Genomic DNA, 22,307 nt, shown 5'->3' with positions numbered 1-22,307 from the left:
GCGGCACCGGCGTACCGAAGGGGTCTTTCAGACCCCGGAGGAGAAGACTTTGCCGCTTCAGATACGCGACCCGCACGGGGCCTCCCGTGCCGTCGCCTACCTGATGCTGGCCGCCGGTGTGTACAACTTCGTCACCGGCGTCCTGATGAAGCTCGGCGCCCCGATCTTCGAGCTGATCGCCCTCGGCGTCGCGTCCGCCGCCTTCTCGCTCACGGGGGTGGCCTGCCTGCGCCGCCCCGGGAAGCTGCCGCGGGCGTTCTGGCTGTCCGTGCCCTTCCTGTCGTCAGGTGTGGTCACCGGCCTCAACCTGGCCACCCAGGACACCAGCACCGGCGCACAGCTCTTCTACCTGTGGCCGCTGCTCTACGCCGCCTCCTATCTGAGCCGCGTGATGATCGGCGCGACCGTCGCGACGATCTCCGCCGGGCACGCCCTCGTCGCGTTCACCTTCATGGACGTCGGCGCCGCCCTCAACGACTGGATCGCGATCACGGTGGCCATGGCGATGACCGCGCTCGTCGTCGCCGGCCTCGTCGAACGCAACGACCGGCTCCGCGACGTCCTCGAGGTCCAGGCCGGCTCCGACTCGCTCACCGGCCTGGCCAACCGCCGCACCTTCGACGAGTGGCTCGGCACCACCGCCACCGCGGCCGCGCACGGAGGCGCACCGCTGGCCCTGGTCATGATCGACGTAGACCATTTCAAGAACATCAACGACACCTGGGGTCACGCCACCGGCGACCGCGCGCTGCGCACGGTCGCCGACGCACTGCGCGCCGCCGCTCCCGGCGAAGATCATCTGGTGGCCAGGCTGGGCGGCGACGAGTTCGCTGTGCTGTTGCGCGCGGGCCCGCAAGAGGCCATCGGGTACGCGGAACAGGCGCGAGCCGTGGTGATGGCCACGGACGGGCTCCCCGGCGGCCCGCCACAGCTCAGCATCGGCGTCGCCGTCCTGCCCGGCCACGCCACCACCGGCGAGGAGCTCCAGCGGGTCGCGGACGCCGCCCTCTACCAGGCCAAGGCCGGCGGCCGCGGTCGCAGCGTGCTCGCCGGTGCCACACCCGCCGGCACAGCGTCGTACCCCTGAGCCAGCTCGTTTCCTCGGCCCGTGGTCTACCTCGGCCCGTGGTCTACCTCAGTCCGTGCTCTACCTTCGCCCGTGCTTCTACTCAGCCCGTGCTTCTACTCAGCGCGGGTTCACGATCGGCTGTTCGGCGGTCGGCTCGTCGGTTGCCCGCTCACTGAGCAGCCCAAGGATTTCCGCGGACCGCCTCGGATACGGCCCCCAGCCGTCCCGCAGCACGTGAATGTAGACCGACTCGAGACACACCCCGATCCGCTCCACCAGATCGGTGTCCTCCGGCGAACCCAGCCGGATCGCCCGCGCGAAATGATCCAGCGCCTCCATCAGCCGCCCCTGGTCGAAGCAGCTCCGCCCGGCGTTCTCGTGCACCACGCTGCGCACCGCCGCCGGCACGTCCGCGTCCACCGCCCGCTGGAACAGTCGATCCGCTTCGAGGAAATCCCCCCGCAGCCGCAACACGTGAGCCAGCTCCGCCTGCGCGATCACCATCGACTGCAGGTCCTGCGCCGACTCGGCGTGCGCCAGAGCCAGCCGGCTCGCCGCCGCGGCCATGCCGAGCTCGCCGAGCAGGCGGTAGACCTCCGCCCGTACGCTCAGCAGCCCCGCCCGCACGATGTTGTCACCCTCGTCGGCAAGCGGCCCGTCGAGCCTCTCACCCAGCTCCCGCAGCGCATCCCGGTCGTCCACGACCTCCCGCAGCGTCCCACCGTCCAGCCGCCACCGAATAGCCGACAGATCCGCCGCCGTCAGCGGTAGATGCGGCGCCAGCTCCGGCCCCTGCGGCGCGGCCTCAGCCTCGACCTGCGGCTGTCCGGCGCTGCTCTGCTGTTCTGTGCCGTTGGGGCTGTCCGGCCCCCTCTGCTCAGTCTGACCGGCATCGCCCGTTCCCGGATCAGCCCCGTCCCGCGTCGCATCTCCGGCGTCCGCCTCAGCCTCAGCCTCGCCCTCAGCCGCCTTGCTCTCAACCGCTTCGTCCTCAGCCGCCTTGGAGGCCGCGAACCAGCCCTTACCCGCAGCCTTGTCCGAGTACTGCCGAGGCTCAGTGTCCGGCCCGGAAACCGCCAGCCGAGCGATCGGCCGAAGGTTGTGCCAAGTCCCATCCGCATCCATGTACGGCGCGTCCCCACCACCGGCCTCACCCGGCCGCACAGCCGGAACGCTGACCTGGTCCCGCCTCGAAGACACCCCCTCCGCCGAACCACTCGGCCTCGGCGACTCCCACGGACTACGCGAAGCCTCCATCGACCCGGCCTGCGCATGTGCCTGCGCACCCTGCTCCGGCGCGGCCTGTGCCTGCCCACCCTCTTGCGGCACGGCCTGCGCCTGCGCACCCTGTGTCGGTTGCGCTTCCGCGGCCGCTGCCGGCGCGGCATGTGCGCCGCCTTCCCCATGACGCGGCCCCTGAGGTACGGCAGCGTGCCGCCCATCCTGAGCCCCGCCCGGCGCCCCGCTGACCGGCTTTCCACTCACCGGCACACCGCCCGCCGGCGCACCACTCACCGGCGCACCACTCACCGGCGCACCGCCGACGGGAGCGCCACCAGCCGGAACCGCCACGGTCGGTGCACCCCCGACCGGCACATTGCCGGCCGGAGCCGCCGGAGCCGCCGGAGCCGCCGGAGCCTGCGGAGCCTGCGGAACTGCTGGGGCCTGCGGAGCCGCCCAAGCCTGCGCCGCCGGAGCCTGCGGAACCGGCTGAGCCTGCGGAACCGGCTGAGCCTGCGGAACCGCCGGGGCCTGCGGAGGCGGCCAAGCCTGCGATGCCGGAGCCTGCGGGACTGACGGAGGTTGCGGAGCTGCCGGGACCTGCGGAGGAGGCGGCCAAGCCTGCGCCTCGGATGCCTTCTGCGCCTCGTCCTGCCGCGGAGCAGGCGGCCACGCGTTCTCCGGATGCGCCCCCACGGCACCCGAAGCGGGCCGAACCTGCGGACCGGTCGTCCACGAAGCGGCGGGCTGTTCCGCACCAGCACCCGGACGCGCCGGCGGCGGCCAAGCCGTAGCCGCCGACGGAGCCGCGGGAGCCTCCTGCGGGGCGGGCGCCCAGTTCGCTGCCGGCCGCGCGGGCGACACCGGCCGCATACCGGCGGGCGGCTGCGCGTTGTCGTCCGGCACCATCGCCCACGGCCCGTCCCCCTCGGACAGGAAGACATGCGCGGTACGCGGTGTCCGCCGCGAACGCTGCTGCGGCACCTCGGGCCCCGGCCGCCCGGCCTCACCCGGATACGGAATCCCACTACGCGAGTTCTCACCCGGCGGGTTGAACGCACCCCGCGAAGCCTCAGCAGGCGGCGGCGCAGGCACCGTAGGCCGTCCCACAGGCCCCTGCGGCACAGCTCCACCCTGCTGCGGCCCACCGGCATATCCAGCCGCCTGCTGCGGCGGACCGGCACGACCGGGCGCCTGCTGCGGCGGACCGGCGTATCCAGCGGCCTGCTGCGGCGGACTGGCATAACCGGGGGCCTGCTGCGGCGGGCCAGCATGACCGGGGGCCTGCTGCGGCGGGCCGGCGTATCCAGGAGCCTGTTGGGGCGGTCCGGCATAACCAGTAGCCGGCGACTGCGGCCGAATCTCCCGGGACACGTTGCCTGGCTCAGCCGTCCGACTGTCCTGCGCGGCGCGGGCGGCCTCAGCCGGGACCTGCGGCGCACCCGGACCGATCACGCGCGCCGGCGGCACCGGCTCCGGCGCGGCGACAACACGCGGCGTAACCGGCGGCGCAGACTTGATCACGCGGGGTTGCGGTGCCGGGGCACTCCGGCTGACAACCTTCGGGGGTACGGGCGGATCCGCCCGCCGCACCACCCGCGGCCCTCCGTCCGGCCCCGGACCGGCGTCCTGCCCCGGTGCCTGCTCCGTACTCGAAGCCGCACCCTCACGCCGCCCGTCACTGTTCCCGGCGGGTCCGTCCGGGCTCGGCGCCTGCTCCGCCGCCCGGCTGTCCACACCCTTGGGATCGAGACCGTTCGGATCGAGACCGTTCGGATCGAGACCGTTGGTATCGGGACTGTTGTGATCGAAACCGTTCGATTCGACTGGAACCGGCCGTCCGCCGGGGCTGACCGGTGCGATTCCGGCGACGCGTTCGTTCGCCGCCGGTTCGGGCCGGCGGTGGCCACGGTCGTCCGCGGCCGGCGGCTGCACCGTACCGGCGTGCTCCTCGACGCTCGCCCGGCCCTCCACACGCTGGTCCCGCGCAACCGGCTGCCGCTCCTCGCCGGGCCGGTCGACGCCGGGGCGTTCGAGTTCGGGGCGCTCGTCGCGCACCGGGAAGCCGCCACCGCGACCGTCGGCGCGGTAGGGGTCGACGGGGACCTGGGCGCGCCCGGCAACCGAGCGGTCGTCGCGCCACTCGGGGCCGGGACGGCGGATGTCCGGCTCGTCGCGGCGCGGGCGCCGTCCACCCGGCGGGCGGATCGGGCCGAAGTCCTCCTCGTCCCAGGCGGAGGCGCGGCCACGGCTGTCGCGGTCGTCGTCGGGGCGTACGCCGTACCGATCGCTCTGATCTCCCGCGTAGGCAGGACCGCGCCGCGCGTCATGTCCCCGGCGCCGGTCCTGGCCGGCGTCCCAGCGCGCACCGCGCTCCGGCTCCTCCCAGTATTCGTCCGAGCGAAGCTCGATGGTGCGGCCACTGGGCGGCACGCGCCGATCGTTGTCGTCCCACTCCTGGTCGCGTCGCGGCTCGCCGCGCTGTGGCTCGTCTCGCCGTGCGTCGACGGACCGTGGGTCCACCGGCCGTGAGTCAACCGGCGGTGCGCCGGCGGATCGCGGGTCGGCGGACCGGGGGTCGGCAGAGCGTGGGTCTACCGAGCGGGGGTCAGCAGAGCGGGGGTCTACCGAGCGGGGGTCGAGGGAGCGGGGGTCGAGGGAGCGGGGGCCGGTGGACCTGGGGTCGGCGGGCCGACGGGCGGGACCGTCGCGGCGGCCGGAACGCGGGTCCTCGCCCTCCCAGCGTGCGGCGGGCCTTTCCCGGCCACGTTCGTCGCCTCGGCGGTCGTCCTGGATGTCGTCACGGCGTGCGACGTCGTCCCGGTAGCGCTGCGAGTCGTACCGGTCGCCGCTCCGTCCTGTGCCGGCCCGGTCGTGACGGCCGCCGCGCCGGGTGCTGGAGCCACCGCGGCGCAGCTCGGGGCGCGCCGCCGGGTCGATGATCGGGAAGTCGGGCTTGTCGAAGTCGACGCCGAGTTCGGGCCGGTTGAAGTCGATGTCGCCGAACTCGTCGCCGGCCAGATTCTCGACGGAGGTGTCGATCGGTACGAAGTCCGGGTCGTCCAGCCAGCTCGGCCGCTGCGAGTCGAACGCCTGCCGGCGCGCGGCCGGCTCGTCGAGGCCCTCGTCACCACGGCGGCGGGTGGGAATGACCGGATCCGGGGCGGTACGCCGTTCGAAGTGCTTCTCCTGGACCACAGCGTGCTGTGGCATGAACGAGTACTCGGTGTACTCGTCGTCCCAGTATTCGTCGTCTTCGAAGCTCATGAGACGGCCCTGAACCGGCTGGGGGTAAACCCGCTGCCCCGTCGCCGCATCCGTGCCACCGTCCTCACCCCTGTTCCACCCCCGTGCACCGGCGCCCGCCCCTCGCGCCCCGGATCGATCCCTGCCACCTGGTGGATGTGGAAGGGTAATCACGGATTTGCGCGGTGCGCCACCGTCCTGCGGAGCACTGCCAACGAACCCCCGGTGGGCTGCGGCGCCGACCGTCCCGGCGCCGCAGCCCGCCGGAGGTGGTCGATCACCCCGGTATACGTCGGCAGGGTGCCCCCGGTTCAATGCCGTACGCAGTCACTATGCCGGGGATCCGACAGTAACCGGGCAGGCGCGGCGAGGGCTCGCCCGATCAACGAAAGTCGTTGTTCCCCGGTCACGGGGCCGATGACGACTTAAGAACGTTTTAAGGTTCTCTTGAGGCCAGCTAGAGACTTGCGGGTGACCCTGAAAAGGTGACGCCCGGGCGTGTCGAACGCCACTGCGCCGGGACACGGATCATGGTGCCCTCATCTGTCACGGTTGTGCAGTGCCCGGGTGAACGACGGGCGCCCCGTCGCGGAGGCAACAGTCCTGGCGGGCCCGGTAACCGGTTCCACAGACTCCCCGGCACGCGGCCGCCGCCCCCCAGTAGAGCGGTCGCACGCGCCCGAGACGATCCGCGGGGGACGACGCCCCCGAGATCCTTCGCGGATGGCTGTTTGTGGCGCGGAGCCGGGACGAGAGGCGGCGGCGGGACTTGATCCCGCCGCCGTTTCGCATTCCCGCCCCACCGAGCGGGCCCCCATTGCTGTCTCCCGCCCGTTGTGGCAGCACCCACAGCCAGCCGGTCGGGCCAGCTGGCGTCCAGCGGTGTCTCCCGCCCGTTTTGGTAACGCTCAGCGCCAGCTGGTTGGGCCGGCTGGCGTCCAGGGGTGCCTTGCGGCCGTTTTGACGACGCTCAGCGCCAGCTGGTTGGGCCGGCTGGCGTCCAGCGGTGTCTCGTGTCCGTTTTGGTAACGCTCAGCGCCAGCTGGTTGGGCCGGCTGGCTCCCAGGGGTGCCTTGCGGCCGTTGTGACGACGCTCAGAACCAGCTGGGGTGGGGGGACTGGTTAGAGGCGGCCGTCGAGGGTGAAGTGGCCTATGCGGCGGGGGAGGACGAGGCCCTCGGTGGCCAGGGCTGTCAGTAGGGCGGAGAGCTGGGTGCGGGTCAAGGAAGCGGCCTCGTCGGGGTGCGGGTGCGGGATGCCGAGAGCCGCGGCGGCTTCGATGGCACGGGAGCCGATGGCGGCCTCCACCGCCCAGACGCGGTGAGCGCAGAGGGCGGAGTGGGCGGAAACGGTCAGCTCGCCGTGGAGGCGTAACAGGCGGCGCAGGTCGGCGGCGAGGCGTTCGATCGGTGGGCCGAGGGGCTGCGGGGCGGGGTGGCGGCGGTTGCGTACGGCCGTCCAGCAGCGGGGGAGGAAGCCGGAGAGGAGCACCGGCGGTACGGCGAGGATGAGGAAGGTGCGGAGAGTCACGGCGCGCTCCTCGTCGGTGAGGGCGTGGCTTTCGACTTCGACCCTCCGCCCGCGGCGTCCGAGTCGTCAACACAGTTTGTGCGACTCGCGAATGCGGGCGTCCTGCGAAGCCACGATCAGATGACACCGCGGGTGGGCGCGCCGGAATCTAGAGAGGCGCCGCGGCGTGAGAGGGCCGCGTGGGAGAGGCGGGCGAGAGACAGGGGGTGAGGGCGACGGCGCGCTCACGCCCGGCGGGCGCGCAGCGGCCCGAACGGCTCACCTGGGCCGCGGTGTAGCCCGGTGACTCCGCGTCGATCGTACGATCAAAAGGTTTTGCCGTGCCGATTTCGTGCCTTCAAGCGGACCGTCGGCAATTCCGGTGCCGGCAGTGGATCGGCGGCGCAGCCGGTGACTGTCCCGAAGCGTGCGCCGCCCAGCGAGGCCATCCAGTCCTCGCGCGCCGCGACGATGTCCTCGTGGGTGCGACCGACGAAGTTCCACCACATGACGAGCGGTTCGTCGAAGGGTTCGCCGCCGACGAGGAAGAGTCGGGCCGGGCCGCCGGTGTCGATGGTGAGGGTGGTCCGGCCGTCGCCGAGATAGAGGAGGGAGCCGGGCTCGAGGGGGCCACCGGCAAACAGGGGGTCGGCGGCAAGCAGGGGGTCGCCGGTGACGGTTGCCGTGCCGGACATGACGACGAGGCCGTGCTCGAAGGCGGGGTCGAGGTCGAGGACATGGCGGGAGGCGGCGGTGAACAGAATTTCGGCGCCGGCCAGTGGGGTGTGGACGGTCGCCGGGGAGCGCAGTTCGCCGAGCTGACCGATCACGACAGTGACCTTGGTGGTGTCCGTCGACACGGTGGGCAGACTCGCGTGGTGTTCGAAGCGGGCCGGGCCGTGCCGGGCGCCGTCCGGGAGGGCCAGCCAGAGTTGCAGGCCGTGCATGCCGTCCGGGTGGTCGGGCGGGGTGAACTCGGAGTGGGCGATGCCGTTGCCGGACGTCATGAGGTTGAGCTGCCCGGGGGAGATGAGCTGGTGGCTGCCGAGGCTGTCGCGGTGCTCGATGATCCCGTCGGCGAGCCAGGTGACGGTCTGCAGGCCGGTGTGCGGGTGCGGCGGGATCCGCATGCCGGGGCGCCCGCTGACGTCGTCGGGGCCGAAGTGGTCGACGAAGCACCAGGCGCCGATCATGCGGCGTTCCCGGTGCGGGAGCAGCCTGCGGACGGTGGTCCAGCGGCCGAGGGGCACGTCGTGGCCGGGCAGCAGGAGCAGGCTCATGACGCCTGCAGGGACGCGGAGCCCAGGATCCGGGTGATGGTGATCTCGATGGCGACCCGGGACGGGTTGGGGCGCGGGGTGCGGTAGCGCCCGGCGTAGCGCCGCACCGCCTCGGCGACGGGTTCGGGCTCGTCGCGGACCACGGCCAGGCCCTCGATCGTGCTCCAGCGCCCGCCGTCGACCTGGCAGACGGCGACCCGCTGCTGGCCGCGGCGGATGTGCCGGACGTGCGCCGAGGTCACCGAGGAGATCACCCGGGCCAGGCCGGCGGTGGTGTCCAGGGTGGCGCCGACGGCCACCACGTGCGGTGAGCCGTCGGCGCGCAGTGTGGTGAGCGTGCACAGGTGGCGTTCGGTCCAGAACTCGGCGAGGGCCGCCGAGTCGGCCGGGATCGGGCCGCTCATGCCGGCTGCGCCGGGAGCTCGCCGCGGCGGACCGCTCGGACCAGGGCCTCATGGTCGCTCTCGACCTGGTCGGCGTACGCCCGCGCGAAGCGGCAGAGCGAATCGTCGAGCTTGTCCCCGCTGCCCGCGTATCCGGCGATCACGGACGCCCCGCTGGTCCGGGCGTGCGACTTGGCGAGCAGATAGCCGCAGATCCCCGCGTAGTCGGCGAGTGCGCCGGCGTTGATGTCCTCCACCAGGATGGCGCCCTTCATGTCGCGGAACTGGCGTACGTAGTACTGCTGTTCGCCGAGCGTGGTCCACCCGAGCAGCGGGTCGCTGACCGTCTGGAGTGCCTGCTGATATTCGACCACCCGCTGCCCCTGATGCCGGTGCCAGGCGTGCGCCCCGTGCTGGTGCCGCGCGATCACCGACCGGCGGGCCTGCTTGAGCTGGAGGAACAGGACGTCGTCGGGACTGCTGCCCTCGCAGAGAGCGACGTACGCCCGGAGCCCGACCGAACCCACCCCGACCACCTTGTGAGCGATGTCGACGATCCGGTACCCGCCGAGAATCCGTGCCCAGTGCGGCTTCAGCGTGTTCAGGTACCCGTCGAGCGCACCGGCGAGCTGGTCACGTTCCTCATGCGGCAGCCGGGTGATCAGCGGCGGCTCCTCGACCAGCCGGGCGGTCCCGTCGTGCCGCTCGGTGAAGCGGGGCAGCGCCCGGTCGCTGGTCCGGCGGCGAGCCCGGCGGGCGGCCCGGTCGATCTCGTCGCGGAAGCTGGCCCGGCTGGCCGACTGCATCGCCTCGACGTCGAGCTGGTCGAAGGAGCGGCCCAGCAGCGGCTGCTCGGCGAGGTGGGCGATCTGCACCCGGTACTCCTCGACGCAGTGCTTCACCGCGTCCGCGCAGGCGCTCTCCCGGAAGCCGTTCTGCCGGCCGGCGACGTGGACGCTGACCACCAGGCGGCGCAGGTCCCACTCCCACGGGCCGGTGTGCGCCTCGTCGAAGTCGTTGAGGTCGAAGACCAGTTCCCGTTCCGGCGAGGCGTAGAAGCCGAAGTTGCCGAGGTGGGCGTCACCGCAGATGACCGGGGTGATCCCGGTGCACGGCAGGCCGGCGAAATCGTCGGCCATGATGTTGGCCGAGCCGCGCAGAAACGCGTACGGCGATGCGATCATGCGGCCGACCCGCACCGGGATCAGGTGCTCGAGCCGGCCGGTGTGCGAGTCGGCGATCTGGCTGACCGGGTCGGCGCGGCGATCGGGGGCACGCCAGTGCGCCATGTCGGAACGGGGGGACCGCTCCCGCAACGATCGACCGATCTCGTAACGTTGTGCCCGTGGGGCGGCGGCGCGGCGCAGCGAGGTGAAGCCCTCGTCGTCTACGCTGCCGGACACGAGGCGGCCGTCGGCCGTGGGTGACGCTTCCATCGAGCCTTCCATCGAGCCTGAGAGTACGTGTTCGGCGGTGACGCCCGAACGGGGCTTCTGGAATGCCAGGTGTTATCGATAACATCTTGGAAACACCAGCAGATGGATCGGACCGAGGTGCGCAAGTGGACAAGATTACCCGTAGCCCGGCGATGACGGATGTCGCCCGCCTGGCCGGTGTTTCGCACCAGACGGTCTCCCGCGTCCTCAACGATCACCCGAACGTCAAGGAGCAGACCCGGATGCGGGTCCGCGCCGCCATCGCCGAGCTCAACTACCGGCCCAACCGCGCGGCCCGGGCCCTGGTCACCGGCCGCTCGCAGCTGATCGGTGTGGTCGCCCGCAACAGCACGCTCTACGGACCGGCCTCCATGCTCACCGAGTTCGAGCAGGCCGCCGCGGACGCCGGGTTCGCGGTGAGCGTCGGCAGCGTCCGCGAGCTGGACCGCTCGTCGATCGCCTCGGTGGTGGACCGGCACCTCGATCAGCGGGTGGCCGGTCTCGTCGTCATCGCCAACACCGCCTCCGCGGCGGAGGCGCTGGCGGAGATTCCGGGGGATCTGCCGGTGGTCTTCATCGACGGCGACCCGGCGAGCGGCCGCCCGGTGGTGACCGTGGACCAGGTGGCCGGCGCGCGGGCCGCGACCCGGCACCTGCTGGACGCCGGCCACCGTACGGTCTGGCACGTCTCCGGCCCGACCGACTGGTTCGACTCGGCCGGCCGGATCCAGGGCTGGCGGCAGACCCTGGAGGAGGCGGGTGCTGAGGTTCCGCCGCTGCTGTCCGCCGACTGGTCGGCCGCGGAGGGCTACCGGGCGGGGCAGATGCTGGCGCGGATGCCGGAGGTCACGGCGATCTTTACCGCGAACGACCATCTCGCGCTCGGAATTTTGCGCGCTTTGTCGGAACGAGGCCGCCGAGTACCGCATGATGTGAGTGTCGTCGGATTCGACGATGTGCCCGAGGCGGCGTATTTCATCCCGCCCCTGACCACCGTCCGGCAGGCCTTCGGAGACGTGGCCAGGGCGGCGTTGTCGCTGCTCCTGGGCCAGATGCGGGACGACTCGGGCGCCGCCGACCACATCCTGGTGCCGCCGCGGCTGATCGAACGGCAGAGCGTGGGGCGCCCAGCCTGAGGGGTGCCTGCATGTGAATATCCGTGGGGTTTACTGTTCACTTGTGAGCGATCAGGTGAACCGGCAGGACTGACGACGTGACCCGGCGATGTTGCACGGCTGTTACCGGGTTGTTGCCGACCGCCGTTGACAGGGCAATTGTTAGCGATAACACTTGTATTCACGCCGCCGGAACAGCCCCCGATGTTGTCGATCCACCCCGCGTTCCTCTCCGTGATGGGCCCTGCGCGCGATTCAGCGCCGCGTTTCCTGCACCGCCTGAATCTTTCGAACAAAGGACGACCCATGACACCGCAGATCTGGTTCCTCACCGGAAGCCAGCATCTCTACGGCCCGGAGACCCTGGAACGGGTCGCCGCGCAGTCCGCCGAGATCCAGCGGACCCTGGCCGGCGGCAAGCTGAGCGCCGAGATCGTCGGCAAGCCGGTCCTGACCGACTCGGGTGCGATCAAGCGCCTGATGCAGGACGCGAACGCCGACGACAACTGCATCGGCGTCATCGCCTGGATGCACACGTTCTCGCCGGCCAAGATGTGGATCGGCGGGCTTGACGCGCTGCGCAAGCCGCTGCTGCACCTGCACACCCAGCACAACGTCTCGCTGCCGTGGTCGTCCATCGACATGGACTTCATGAACCTCAACCAGGCGGCGCACGGCGACCGGGAGTTCGGGTTCATCCAGGCTCGTCTCGGTGTGCCGCGCAAGGTGGTCGCCGGGCACGTTTCCGACCCCCTGGTCGTGGCCCGCGTGGACGCCTGGGCCCGGGCAGCCACCGGCCTGCAGCACATGCGGGGGCTTCGGCTGGCCCGCTTCGGTGACAACATGCGGGACGTGGCGGTCACCGAGGGTGACAAGGTCGAGGCCGAGTTGCGGTTCGGCGTTTCGGTCAACACGTACGGGGTGAACGATCTCGTGTCTGTAGTCGACAGCGTCGACGAGATCGAGATCGACAAGCTTCTCGCCGAATATGCCGATATCTTCGAAATATCGGACAAGCTGCGTGAAAGCGCCGACGCATTTCGCTACGCGGCTCGCATCGAAGCGGGCATGCGGCGCTTCCTCACCGAGGGTGGCTTCGGCGCCTTCACCACGAACTTCGAAGACCTCGGCGGGCTGCGCCAGCTCCCCGGCCTCGCCGTCCAGCGGCTGATGGCCGACGGTTACGGCTTCGGTGGCGAGGGTGACTGGAAGACCTCGGTGCTTGTCGCGACCGTCAAGGCGATGGGCGCCGGAACCGGACGCGGCACCTCATTCATGGAGGATTACACCTACCACTTCGGTCCGGGTGAGCCTAAGATCCTCGGCGCGCACATGCTCGAGGTCTGCCCCTCGATCGCGTCGGCCCGCCCGCGGGCCGAGATCCACCCGCTGGGCATCGGCGGTCGTGAGGACCCGGTCCGCCTGGTCTTCGACGCCACCCCCGGTCCCGCCGTGGTCCTGGGGATGGCCGACATGGGCGACCGGTTCCGCCTGGTGGCCAACGAGATCGAGGTGATCCCGCCGGACGAGCCGCTGCCCAGGCTCCCGGTGGCTCGCGCGGTCTGGAAGCCGGCACCCTCGCTCTCCACCTCGGCGGAGTGCTGGATCATCGCCGGCGGACCGCACCACACCGTGCTGACCCAGGCGGTCGGAGCGGAAACTTTGCGCGATTTCGCCGAAATGGCGCAAACCGAGCTTCTAATGATCGATAGCCGCACCACCCCGGCCGACTTCGCCGACCGGGTGCGCTGGAACCAGGCGTATCACCGCCTGGCCCGGCCCCTGTAACACCGCTCTCGAAGAGGAGAAAACTAGTGAAATACCCCCGTCTTGCGGCGGCAATCACCGCCGCATCGATGGTCGCGACGATGGCGGCCTGCGGCTCGTCGGAGAAGACGTCCGACCAGGAGGCCGCCAGCGGCGACAACGCCGGCGCCCTGATCGGCATCACCATGCCGACCCGGTCCTCGGAGCGGTGGATCCACGACGGCGACAACCTCAAGTCGCAGCTCGAGGGCCTCGGCTACAAGGTCGACCTGCAGTACGCCGAGAACGACATCCCCACGCAGACCCAGCAGCTGGACAACCAGATCACCAAGGGCGCCAAGCTGCTGATCATCGCGTCGATCGACGGCACCGCGATCACCACCCAGCTGGAGAACGCCGCCGCGAACAAGATCCCGGTCATCGCGTACGACCGGCTGATCCGTAACAGCCCGAACGTGGACTACTACGCCACGTTCGACAACTTCAAGGTCGGCGTGCAGCAGGCCACCTCGCTGCTGACCGGTCTGAAGGTCCTCAACGCCGACGGCAGCGAGGGCAGCGTGAAGGGCCCGCTGAACGTCGAGCTGTTCGCCGGTTCCCCGGACGACAACAACGCGACGTTCTTCTTCAACGGCGCGATGAGTGTCCTGCAGCCGCACATCGACAAGGGCACCCTCGTCGTCAAGAGCGGCCAGAAGGACTTCAAGACGGTTGCCACCCTGCGCTGGGACCCGGCCACCGCGCAGAAGCGCATGGAGAACATCCTGACCTCGACCTACAAGGGCAACGTCAAGGTCAACGGCGTGCTCTCCCCGTACGACGGTCTCTCGATCGGTATCCTCTCCGCTCTCAAGTCGAGCGGTTACGGCACCGGCGCGAACCCGTACCCGACCGTCACCGGCCAGGACGCCGAGCTCGCCTCGGTGAAGTCGATCATCGCGGGTGAGCAGTACTCCACCATCTACAAGGACACCCGCCAGCTGGCGAAGACCACCGGTGAGATGGCGGACGCCGTGCTCAAGGGCGGCACCCCGACCACCAACAACACCAAGGACTACGACAACGGCAACAAGGTCGTTCCGTCCATGCTGCTGGAGTCCCTCATCGTCGACAAGAGCAACTACCAGAAGGAGCTCGTCGACAGCGGTTACTACACGGCCGACCAGCTGAAGTGATCCGGGCTCCGCGCCCCGCCCGACCCCAGCGGGCGGGGCGCGGCCTTCCCGGCCCCTTGAATCGACGCCCATAGGTTCCATGACCGACCGCAGCGAGCGGCTCCACCCGCAGCGAGCGCATGGACGGAGGAGGCACTGCCCATGACCGAAACGATCCTGCGGATGAGCGGCATCACCAAGACGTTCCCGGGCGTCAAGGCGCTGCAGGACGTCAACCTGGACGTTCGCCGAGGGGAGATCCACTCGATCTGCGGCGAGAACGGGGCCGGTAAGTCGACCCTGATGAAGGTGCTGTCCGGCGTCTACCCGCACGGTGATTACGAGGGTGAGATCGAGTTCGAGGGTGAGCCGTGCCGGTTCTCCGGTATTCGCGACAGCGAGCACCGCGGCATCGTCATCATCCATCAGGAACTGGCGCTCGCGCACAATCTTTCCATCGCCGAGAACATCTTTCTCGGCAATGAGCAGTCCAAGCGTGGCCTGATCGACTGGAACAAGACCAACGCGGCGGCCGATCAGCTGCTGCGCCGGGTCGGGCTGACCGAGAGTTCGGTGACCCCGGTCATCGAGCTGGGTGTCGGCAAGCAGCAGCTGGTGGAGATCGCCAAGGCGCTGTCGAAGAAGGTCAAGCTGCTGATCCTCGACGAGCCCACCGCCGCCCTGAACGACGAGGACTCCGAGCACCTGCTCGGCCTGCTGCGCGGGCTGCGTGACGAGGGCATCACCTGTGTGATCATCTCGCACAAGCTGAACGAGGTCATGAGCATCTCGGACCGGGTGACGATCCTGCGTGACGGCCGGACCATCTGGACCGACGAGACGACCGGCCTGTCCGAGGACAAAATCATCTCGGGCATGGTGGGCCGCGACCTCGAACACCGCTACCCGGAGCACGAGCCGACCATCGGCGAGGAAGTGTTGCGGATCGAGGACTGGACCGTGCACAGCCCGTCGCAGCCCGACCGTGCCCTGGTCCGCAAGGTCAACATGACGTTGCGGCGCGGCGAGATCGTCGGCCTGGCGGGCTTGATGGGTGCCGGCCGGACCGAGCTGGCGATGAGCGTTTTCGGCCGCTCGTACGGGGTGAACATCTCCGGCCGGCTGATCAAGGACGGGAAGCAGATCCAGGCCCGCAACGTGCGGGAGGCGATCGATCACGGCATCGCGTACGCCACCGAGGACCGCAAGCGGTACGGCCTCAACCTGATCGAGGACATCAAACGCAACGTCTCCGCCGCCGCTTTGGGGAAGCTCGCCAAGGGTGGCTGGGTCGACGGCAACGAAGAGCACAAGATCGCCGACGAGTTCCGGGCCAGCATGAACATCAAGGCGCCGAACGTCGAGGCGATCACCGGGAAACTCTCCGGCGGCAACCAGCAGAAAGTGGTGCTGTCGAAGTGGATCTTCACGAACCCGGACGTGCTGATCCTCGACGAGCCGACCCGGGGCATCGACGTCGGTGCGAAGTACGAGATCTACACGATCATCAACCGGCTCGCCGACGAGGGCAAGGCGATCTTGGTCATCTCCTCCGAGCTGCCCGAACTGCTCGGTATCTGTGACCGCATCTACACCCTGTCGGCCGGCCGGATCACCGGTGAGGTGCCCCGCGCCGACGCCACACAGGAGGGTCTGATGACCCTCATGACGAAGGAAGAACAGGAGGTAGCGCCGTGACGGTCGCACCCACCAACGCCGATCTGAGCGTGGGCGGCACGGGGCCGTCCGCGCCGAAACCCGGCAAGGCCGGATTCAGCCTCGGTTTCAACCTGAAACAGAGCGGCATCTACATCGCGTTCGCGCTGATCATCCTGCTGTTCACCATCCTGACCGGCGGTGACCTGCTCCAGCCGCAGAACATCAGCAACATCATCGTCCAGAACTCGTACATCCTGGTTCTGGCGATCGGCATGATCCTGATCATCATCGCCGGGCACATCGACCTGTCCGTCGGCTCGGTCGTTGCCGCGTGTGGAGCGTTCTCCGCGGTCATGATGGTCAACTGGGACCTGCCCTGGCCGGTAGCGATCATCGGCACCCTGCTGTTCGGCGCGGCCATCGGCGCCTGGCAGGGCTACTGGGTGGCCTACTTCGGCATCCCCGCCTTCATCGTCACGCTGGCCGGCATGCTGCTGTTCCGCGCGATCACCCTGATGATCCTCGGCAACCAGGGCATCGGCCCGTTCCCCGACGAGATCCGCACCCTCGCCAACGGCTTCACCACCGGTTTCCTGGGCAATGTCGGACTCGGTGCGCTCGGCGGCGCCGACCTGTTCAGCATCATCGTCGGCCTGGCCGTCGTGCTCGGCATGGCCTTCGTGCAGTGGCGGGCCCGCACCTCCCGCCGCCAGTACCACCAGGCCGTCGACCCGATCTGGCTGTTCGCACTGAAGGTCGCCGTCCCCGCCGTCCTGGTCATGTTCGTGATCATCCAGCTGGCCCGCTTCCGCAACCTGCCCTGGGTTCTTGTGCTCCTCGCGATTCTGGTCGTCGGCTACACCGTGGTCACCAACCGGGCCGTCTTCGGCCGCCAGATCTACGCCGTCGGCGGCAACCTCCAGGCCGCCACCCTCTCCGGCGTCAAGGTCAAGTCGGTCGTCTTCTGGCTCTTCGTCAACATGGGCGTCCTCGCCGCGCTGGCCGGCATCATCTTCGCCGGCCGCCTCAACCAGGCGAACCCCACCGCCGGCAACAGCTTCGAACTCGACGCCATCGCCGCAGCCTTCATCGGCGGCGCCGCTGTCCAGGGCGGCGTCGGCAAAGTCGTCGGCGCCATCACCGGCGGCCTCATCATGGGCGTCATCAACAACGGCATGAGCCTCATCGGCGCCGAATCCGAAAAGGTCATGCTGGTCAAGGGCGCGGTGCTCCTAGCCGCCGTCGCCTTCGACGTCTGGTCAAAACGCCGCACGGCCGCGGCGCGCTGACACTTCATCTCACTAACGCGTCGTCCCTGTCCAGGGCCTTGGGGGGACGGCACCGAACGGGGCCGGCGTGCGTTTCCACGCGCCGGCCCCGTTCATTCTTCTTTCCGTACGATCGACGCGCCCCTCCCCAACGGACATGTCCACCCCCAGCTCGGGCCGCCACGCCCACAACCCGGCCCACGCCGAGCACCGGCCGCCCGCCGACCGAACAGCCCGCGTGCCGAGCCAGTCCAATCGCACACGTTGAGCTTCCGTGCGCCCCACCCACGTCGAAACGCACATAAACGCACACGCACCCCCGTGTGCGCCCCTACCCCCGCTCCCACCCGCAGCCGCCCACCCAACTGGCACCCAGCGGGCACATTTCGGGCACCGGGCACCCCTCAGTGCCAGCTGTCCCAAGCGGCTGGCGCTGAGGGGGCACATTTCGGGCACCGGGCACCGCTCGGTGCCAGCTGTTCCGAGCGGCTGGTGCTGAGCGGGCACATTTCGGGCACCGGGCACCGCTCGGTGCCAGCTGTTCCGAGCGGCTGGTGCTGAGGGGGCACATTTCGGGCACCGGGCACCGCTCAGTGCCAGCTGTCCCGAGCGGCTGGTGCTGAGGGGGCACATTTCGGGCACCGGGCACCGCTCGGTGCCAGCTGTTCCGAGCGGCTGGTGCTGAGGGGGCACATGTCGGGCACCGGGCACCCCTCAGTGCCAGCTGGGGAAGCCGGCTGGGCGTGGGAGGGATCGGTGCGGTGGGGCGGGAGAGGTGGGGGTGAGCGGAACCACCGATCTCAGCCCGGCGGGCGCCGCGCCGGGCGCGACCACCCGCCTGGATCGCGTGGCAGCGGCGTGACTTTGCGTGGATCGTACGAAATCTTGAAAAGAAGTAAGGGCGAGCAGCTCAGCGAGCCGCAACCAACCCGAAGGAGGAGGGTTTGACGCCGGGGAAAACCTCGGAGAGTGACCCCAAGCCGCATCTCTTCTGCAACACCTCGCCGATCACCGAGCGGTAGTCGGTGGTAACCGCGAGATCCCCCGCGACCAGGTCCGCGGGCGCCAGCCCCGGCCACTGCGAATAGACCTTCCCGCCCCGCACACCCCCGCCGAGCAGCAGCATCGCGTTCCCGTGGCCGTGATCCGCGCCGTGTGAGCCGTTCTCCGCCACCCGCCGCCCGAACTCGCTGATCGTCAGCACGGTGACGTTCTTCATCGTCTCGTCGCCGAGGTCCGCGACGAACGCCGCCACCGACTGGGCGAATTCGGTCAGGTTGTCGTGCATGCGCTGGCCCTTGACCGCGTTGCCGAGGCCCTCGTGCATGTCCCAGTCGCCGCAGTCGACGGCCGCCGTGACCAGACCGGCTTTCGCCTTGATCAGGCGGGCGACGTCGCGCAGGGCGGTGGCGAGCTCGGTGGCCGGATACTCGGCGGTCGACGGCGCGATCTTGGCGACCGCGGCGAGGGCGCGGTCGGCGGCCTGGGCGGGGGCGGCGAGGTGGGCGGGCGCGTCGGCGTACATGGCGCGCAGCGCGGCGGCCATCGGGCGCTTGCCGTCGCCGGCGAGTTTGACGTCGTCGACGGTGTTCATCGAGATGTCGGCGGCGGGACCGGCGAAGATGCGGGCCGGCATGGCCTTGCCGAGGGAGACGCCGGCGAGCGGACCGGTGGCGCCGGTCAGGCCGAGCGTCCGGTCGAGCCAGCCGCTGCGGATCGACGTGCCGGGTGCGGCGTTCTCCATGGCTTCCATGGCGGCGAAGTGGGAGCGGGTCGGGTTGGCCTGGCCGACGGCGTGTACGGCGGCGAGCTTGCCGGCCTTCCACTGCGGCAGCAGCGGCGCGAGCGCGGGGTGCAGGCCGAACGTGCCGTCGCCGGCGATCACCGTGCTCGTGGGCAGGGCGATCGTCGGCCGGGCCTTGACGTAGCCGGGGTCGCCGATCGGTGCGATGGCGGACATCCCGTCGAATCCGCCGCGCAGCGAGATCACGACGAGGGTGTCGCCCCGGTAGTCGGTGCCGGCGGCGTAGGCGAGTTTGGTGCTGAGCGTTGCGCTCGCCAGGCCGGCGCAGGCACCGGCGCCGGCGGCGAGGAGAGCCCGGCGGTTCACGAAGATCACCTCAGCTGGAAACTGGGAGAGTCGAGGACCAGTGCGATCAGGTACGGCGCGGCGCCGGCGAGCGACTTGTCCTTCGCGGTCAGAGGACTGGTCGGCAGCTTCTCCGCGACGCTGAGGACGGCGGCGGTGTGCTTGGCCGGCAGCTTGGCCCCGGTGAGCCGTACGGCAAGCGCGTCCACGAGCGCCCCGTAGGTCCCCGGCAGCACCGGTACCAGCGACTTCAGCAGGTCCGCGGGCCGGGTGAGCTGCTTGGGATACCAGCCGGCGGCCAGGTTGAGGTGCAGGTTGCAGCGCATCACGAACGCCGACGGTGACGCCCAGACCGCTGCCACGTCCGGGAAGCCGTTCGGCGGGCTCCAGCGGAACGGGGCGTTGCCGGCGTCGACCAGGTTGTTGTAGAGCGCGTCGAGCGCCTTCACACCGGAGGTCTCCGGGCCGAGGCCGAGCGCACGCACTGCGGCGATCATGTCCTCGAACGGGGTGCGGGTCTTCTGCCCGATCGAGGCGGCGAACTCGGGCGAGGTGAACAGCGCCCGCAGCACCGGGACGATCGCGGTGTCGTTGTCGAGGTAGACCTTCGCCAGCTTGGTGACCAGCGACGCGGGGGCCTCGTCGGCGACGAAGCGGACGCACAGCTTGCGGGCCAGGCGCTCGGCGGTCGCCTTCTGCCGGGCCAGGTGGTCGAGGAAGGCGAGCGCGGCGGACTCACCGTCGGTGGCGGTGTTGGCGTGCTTGAAGCCGAGGATGGTGACGGCGCCGGTGGCGTGCCGGGAGGCGTCGTAGGTGTACGAGCCGGACTTGCCGACCGTCATGCCGGTGAGCAGCCTGGCAGCCGCGAGCACGTCGGCCTCGCTGTAGACCAGGCCGACGGTGTGCAGCTCCATCAGCTCGCGGGCGTAGTTCTCGTTCGGGTGCGCCTTCGTCGACGAGCGCTGGTCGAGGTAGGTCAGCATGGCCGGGTGCCGGGCGCTGGCCTTGAGCATGTCGGCGAACTTGCCGAAGGTGTGCTTGCGGATCACCTGGACGTCGTAGTCGGCGCGGGTGTCCCAGACGCCGCTGGACGGCGCGGCGATGTGCAGGTGGTTGGCGAAGAACGCGACGGCCGACTCGAACAGCTGCCGGTTGCTCCACGCCGCGCGGGCGATCGCGGCCCGGCCCAGCTGGCCGAACGCCTCGTAGGAGTGCTTGGACAGCTTCGCCCGCACGGTCGCCCCGTCGGCGCCGGCCAGCGGCAGGCGGGCCAGGACCTTGTCGCAGGCCGCATCGCTGATCTTGGCCGGGGCGAACTGCCGGTCCAGCCAGCCGTTCAGGCCCAGCTTGCGGGCCTCGGCGAGGCTTTCCGGCGTGGGGCCGAAGGTGGCGCGGCGGAGCAGGTGGGGAATGAGATCGCTGCCCAGCAGGGGGGAGACGGCCTGGGCGGGCGCGGAGACGGACAATCCCGTGGCGGTGAGGGCGGTGGCGGCGACGGAACCGGCGATCACAGTGCGGCGGGTGGTCATGCCCCATGGTTCGGCCCGATGCCGGAACCCCCGCACCGCTGCAACCGTGACTAACGATCCCGCAATCGGCTCGCACCCGTGACCCCGGCAGGCCCTCGGACGTAGGCTCATGACCGTGGATCAGGCAGAGACCGTACGCACCCCCTCGTCCTGGGTCGTGGTAGGACTCGACAACGGCGGCACCTGCAACAACGCCACCGTCCTCGACGCGACAGGGCAGTTCCTCGTCAGCAACCTCGTGGAGAATCCGAGCCGGGTGACGGACGGGCCGGAGTCGGCCGTCGAGTCGCTCGCGGCCGCGTTCTCCGACATTCTGGAGCTGACCAGGACACCGCTGTCCCTGGTCCGCGCGGTCGGCCTGGACACACCCGGCCCGGCCAGCGCCCACGGCGTCATCTCGTCGAAGGGCGCGACGAACTTCAATCAGGTGTCCTGGCACGGCTTCGACATCCGCGGTGCCCTGGAGAGCAAGCTCGGGCTGCCCGTCGTCTACAACAACGACGCCAACGCGGCCGCCCTCTACGCGCATCACCGGCATTTCGGCACCGCGGCGCTGGAGAAGTCGTCGGTCTCGGCGATCGTCGGCACCGGCCTCGGCGGCGGTGTGGTGGAGAGGGGCAAGGTGATCCGCGGCGCCGCCGGGATGGCCGGCGAGCTGGGCCACGTGCAGATCCCGCTGCTGGGTGTCCTGGAGGAGGGCCAGCCGGTCCCGGTCTGCAACTGTGGCTTCGAGGGTGACGTGGAGGCGATCGCCTCGCTCACCGGCATCAAGAACAACCTTCTGCCCTACTGGCTGACCCGCTTCCCGGACCACCCTCTCGCGTCGGAGCCGGTCGCGCGGGCGGCGAAACTGCTGCGTGGCTACGGTGAGAAGGACGATTCCCTGGCGATCGCCGTCTTCACCCAGCAGGCGAAGGCGATCGGCAAGCTGTTCACGATCGCCGCCAACTTCACCGACCCGGACGCCTACTTCCTGGGCGGGGGAGTGGTCGAGGCCGAGCCGCACTTCCGGCAGTGGTTCCTCAACACCGTGCGCGAGAACACCCAGCTGCGCGACGAGCAGGCCCGGGCCGCGACCTTCGCCCTGGTGCCCGATCTGGACATGGCAGGGGCGAGGGGTGCGGCGGTGGCGGCACTCGACGCGGTCGCTGCCGGGGCACGCTGAGCGACGTTTTATCGTACGGAGAAAGCTGTCCTTCCCGTGGCAGCCGCACCAGCGGCTGCCACGGTGGCGTTCAGTCCTCGTTCAGCGCACTCGCGACATCGGGGCTCATCGGCAGATAGTCGCTCAGCCCGAGCGTGTCGAAGAGGCGCCGCAGGAAACCCGACGGTGCCGCCAGGCGCACCCAGCCGCCGCGCTCGGTGGCCCGGCCGTGCGCGGTGACCAGCACGCCGACGCCCATCGAGTCACAGAAGTCGAGGCCGGAGACGTCCACCACGATGCGCGGCGAGGGACGCTCGACGAGGCGGCCGAGGTTGGCCTTGAGCGCGGGCGCGGTGTCGATGTCGAGGGATCCGCGCAGGACCAGAACGGCCGTGTTGGGTGGGTGATGGGCGACCGATACCTGCATAGGCGTGTGTC

The 22,307-nt window shown here is 70.2% G+C and carries 15 protein-coding genes; 7 read left to right on the top strand and 8 right to left on the bottom strand.

The features are described 5' to 3' along the window. Positions 1 to 49 precede the first annotated feature (49 nt). On the top strand, positions 50 to 1,087 hold the full coding sequence (locus ACFQV6_RS20465; protein WP_378029124.1) for a diguanylate cyclase: 1,038 nt from the start codon (positions 50 to 52) through the stop codon (positions 1,085 to 1,087). Between the two features lie 99 nt (positions 1,088 to 1,186). Here the strand turns inward: ACFQV6_RS20465 and ACFQV6_RS20460 are convergent, their stop codons facing one another. From ACFQV6_RS20460 to ACFQV6_RS20440, 5 genes are all read right to left on the bottom strand, one after another. After that, a complete protein-coding gene (locus tag ACFQV6_RS20460; protein WP_378029123.1) occupies positions 1,187 to 5,557 on the bottom strand; it encodes a hypothetical protein in 4,371 nt (1,456 codons plus the stop codon). Between the two features lie 1,101 nt (positions 5,558 to 6,658). Continuing rightward, positions 6,659 to 7,066: a hypothetical protein gene (locus ACFQV6_RS20455; protein WP_378029122.1), complete on the bottom strand. Its 408-nt coding sequence runs from the start codon at positions 7,064 to 7,066 to the stop codon at positions 6,659 to 6,661. Between the two features lie 305 nt (positions 7,067 to 7,371). Beyond that, positions 7,372 to 8,325 (bottom strand): pirin family protein, encoded by a 954-nt coding sequence (locus ACFQV6_RS20450; protein WP_378029121.1) that lies wholly within the window; start codon positions 8,323 to 8,325, stop codon positions 7,372 to 7,374. Next, on the bottom strand, positions 8,322 to 8,729 hold the full coding sequence (locus ACFQV6_RS20445) for a pyridoxamine 5'-phosphate oxidase family protein (RefSeq protein ID WP_378029120.1): 408 nt from the start codon (positions 8,727 to 8,729) through the stop codon (positions 8,322 to 8,324). Before ACFQV6_RS20445 ends, ACFQV6_RS20450 begins: the two co-directional genes overlap by 4 nt. Further along, positions 8,726 to 10,144, bottom strand: a complete 1,419-nt coding sequence (locus tag ACFQV6_RS20440) for a DUF2252 domain-containing protein (protein ID WP_378029119.1) — start codon at positions 10,142 to 10,144, stop codon at positions 8,726 to 8,728. The genes ACFQV6_RS20445 and ACFQV6_RS20440 overlap by 4 nt, the downstream gene beginning before the upstream one ends. A 152-nt stretch (positions 10,145 to 10,296) precedes the next feature. On the opposite strand from ACFQV6_RS20440, the gene ACFQV6_RS20435 reads away from it, so the two are divergent. From ACFQV6_RS20435 to mmsB, 5 genes are all read left to right on the top strand, one after another. Further along, positions 10,297 to 11,280 (top strand): LacI family DNA-binding transcriptional regulator, encoded by a 984-nt coding sequence (locus ACFQV6_RS20435; RefSeq protein ID WP_378029210.1) that lies wholly within the window; start codon positions 10,297 to 10,299, stop codon positions 11,278 to 11,280. A gap of 285 nt (positions 11,281 to 11,565) precedes the next feature. Beyond that, entirely contained in the window at positions 11,566 to 13,047 is a 1,482-nt protein-coding gene (gene araA / locus ACFQV6_RS20430; RefSeq protein WP_378029118.1) for an L-arabinose isomerase, read from the top strand. Between the two features lie 26 nt (positions 13,048 to 13,073). Continuing rightward, a complete protein-coding gene (gene chvE, locus ACFQV6_RS20425) occupies positions 13,074 to 14,201 on the top strand; it encodes a multiple monosaccharide ABC transporter substrate-binding protein (protein ID WP_378029117.1) in 1,128 nt (375 codons plus the stop codon). Between the two features lie 141 nt (positions 14,202 to 14,342). Then, on the top strand, positions 14,343 to 15,878 hold the full coding sequence (gene mmsA / locus ACFQV6_RS20420; RefSeq protein ID WP_378029116.1) for a multiple monosaccharide ABC transporter ATP-binding protein: 1,536 nt from the start codon (positions 14,343 to 14,345) through the stop codon (positions 15,876 to 15,878). Next, complete coding sequence (gene mmsB / locus ACFQV6_RS20415; protein WP_378029115.1) at positions 15,875 to 17,128, top strand: multiple monosaccharide ABC transporter permease; 1,254 nt, start codon at positions 15,875 to 15,877, stop codon at positions 17,126 to 17,128. Before mmsA ends, mmsB begins: the two co-directional genes overlap by 4 nt. A gap of 889 nt (positions 17,129 to 18,017) precedes the next feature. On the opposite strand, the gene ACFQV6_RS20410 is transcribed toward mmsB, so the two are convergent. Together ACFQV6_RS20410 and ACFQV6_RS20405 are read right to left on the bottom strand one after the other, a co-directional pair. Beyond that, positions 18,018 to 19,217: a DUF1501 domain-containing protein gene (locus tag ACFQV6_RS20410; RefSeq protein WP_378029114.1), complete on the bottom strand. Its 1,200-nt coding sequence runs from the start codon at positions 19,215 to 19,217 to the stop codon at positions 18,018 to 18,020. Between the two features lie 5 nt (positions 19,218 to 19,222). Beyond that, a complete protein-coding gene (locus ACFQV6_RS20405; RefSeq protein ID WP_378029113.1) occupies positions 19,223 to 20,725 on the bottom strand; it encodes a DUF1800 domain-containing protein in 1,503 nt (500 codons plus the stop codon). A gap of 115 nt (positions 20,726 to 20,840) precedes the next feature. On the opposite strand from ACFQV6_RS20405, the gene ACFQV6_RS20400 reads away from it, so the two are divergent. Continuing rightward, positions 20,841 to 21,890 carry an ROK family protein gene (locus tag ACFQV6_RS20400; protein ID WP_378029112.1) on the top strand — a complete coding sequence of 350 codons (1,050 nt, stop codon included), beginning with the start codon at positions 20,841 to 20,843 and terminating at the stop codon, positions 21,888 to 21,890. A gap of 70 nt (positions 21,891 to 21,960) precedes the next feature. Here ACFQV6_RS20400 and ACFQV6_RS20395 read toward each other — a convergent pair whose 3' ends face one another. Next, complete coding sequence (locus ACFQV6_RS20395) at positions 21,961 to 22,296, bottom strand: STAS domain-containing protein (RefSeq protein WP_378029111.1); 336 nt, start codon at positions 22,294 to 22,296, stop codon at positions 21,961 to 21,963. Positions 22,297 to 22,307: the final 11 nt, after the last annotated feature.

The organism is Actinoplanes sp. GCM10030250 (assembly GCF_042666575.1).
Lineage (GTDB): Bacteria > Actinomycetota > Actinomycetes > Mycobacteriales > Micromonosporaceae > Actinoplanes.
The sequence above is the reverse complement of the archived record's forward strand: the minus strand, read 5'-3'. Positions and strand labels throughout refer to the sequence as shown.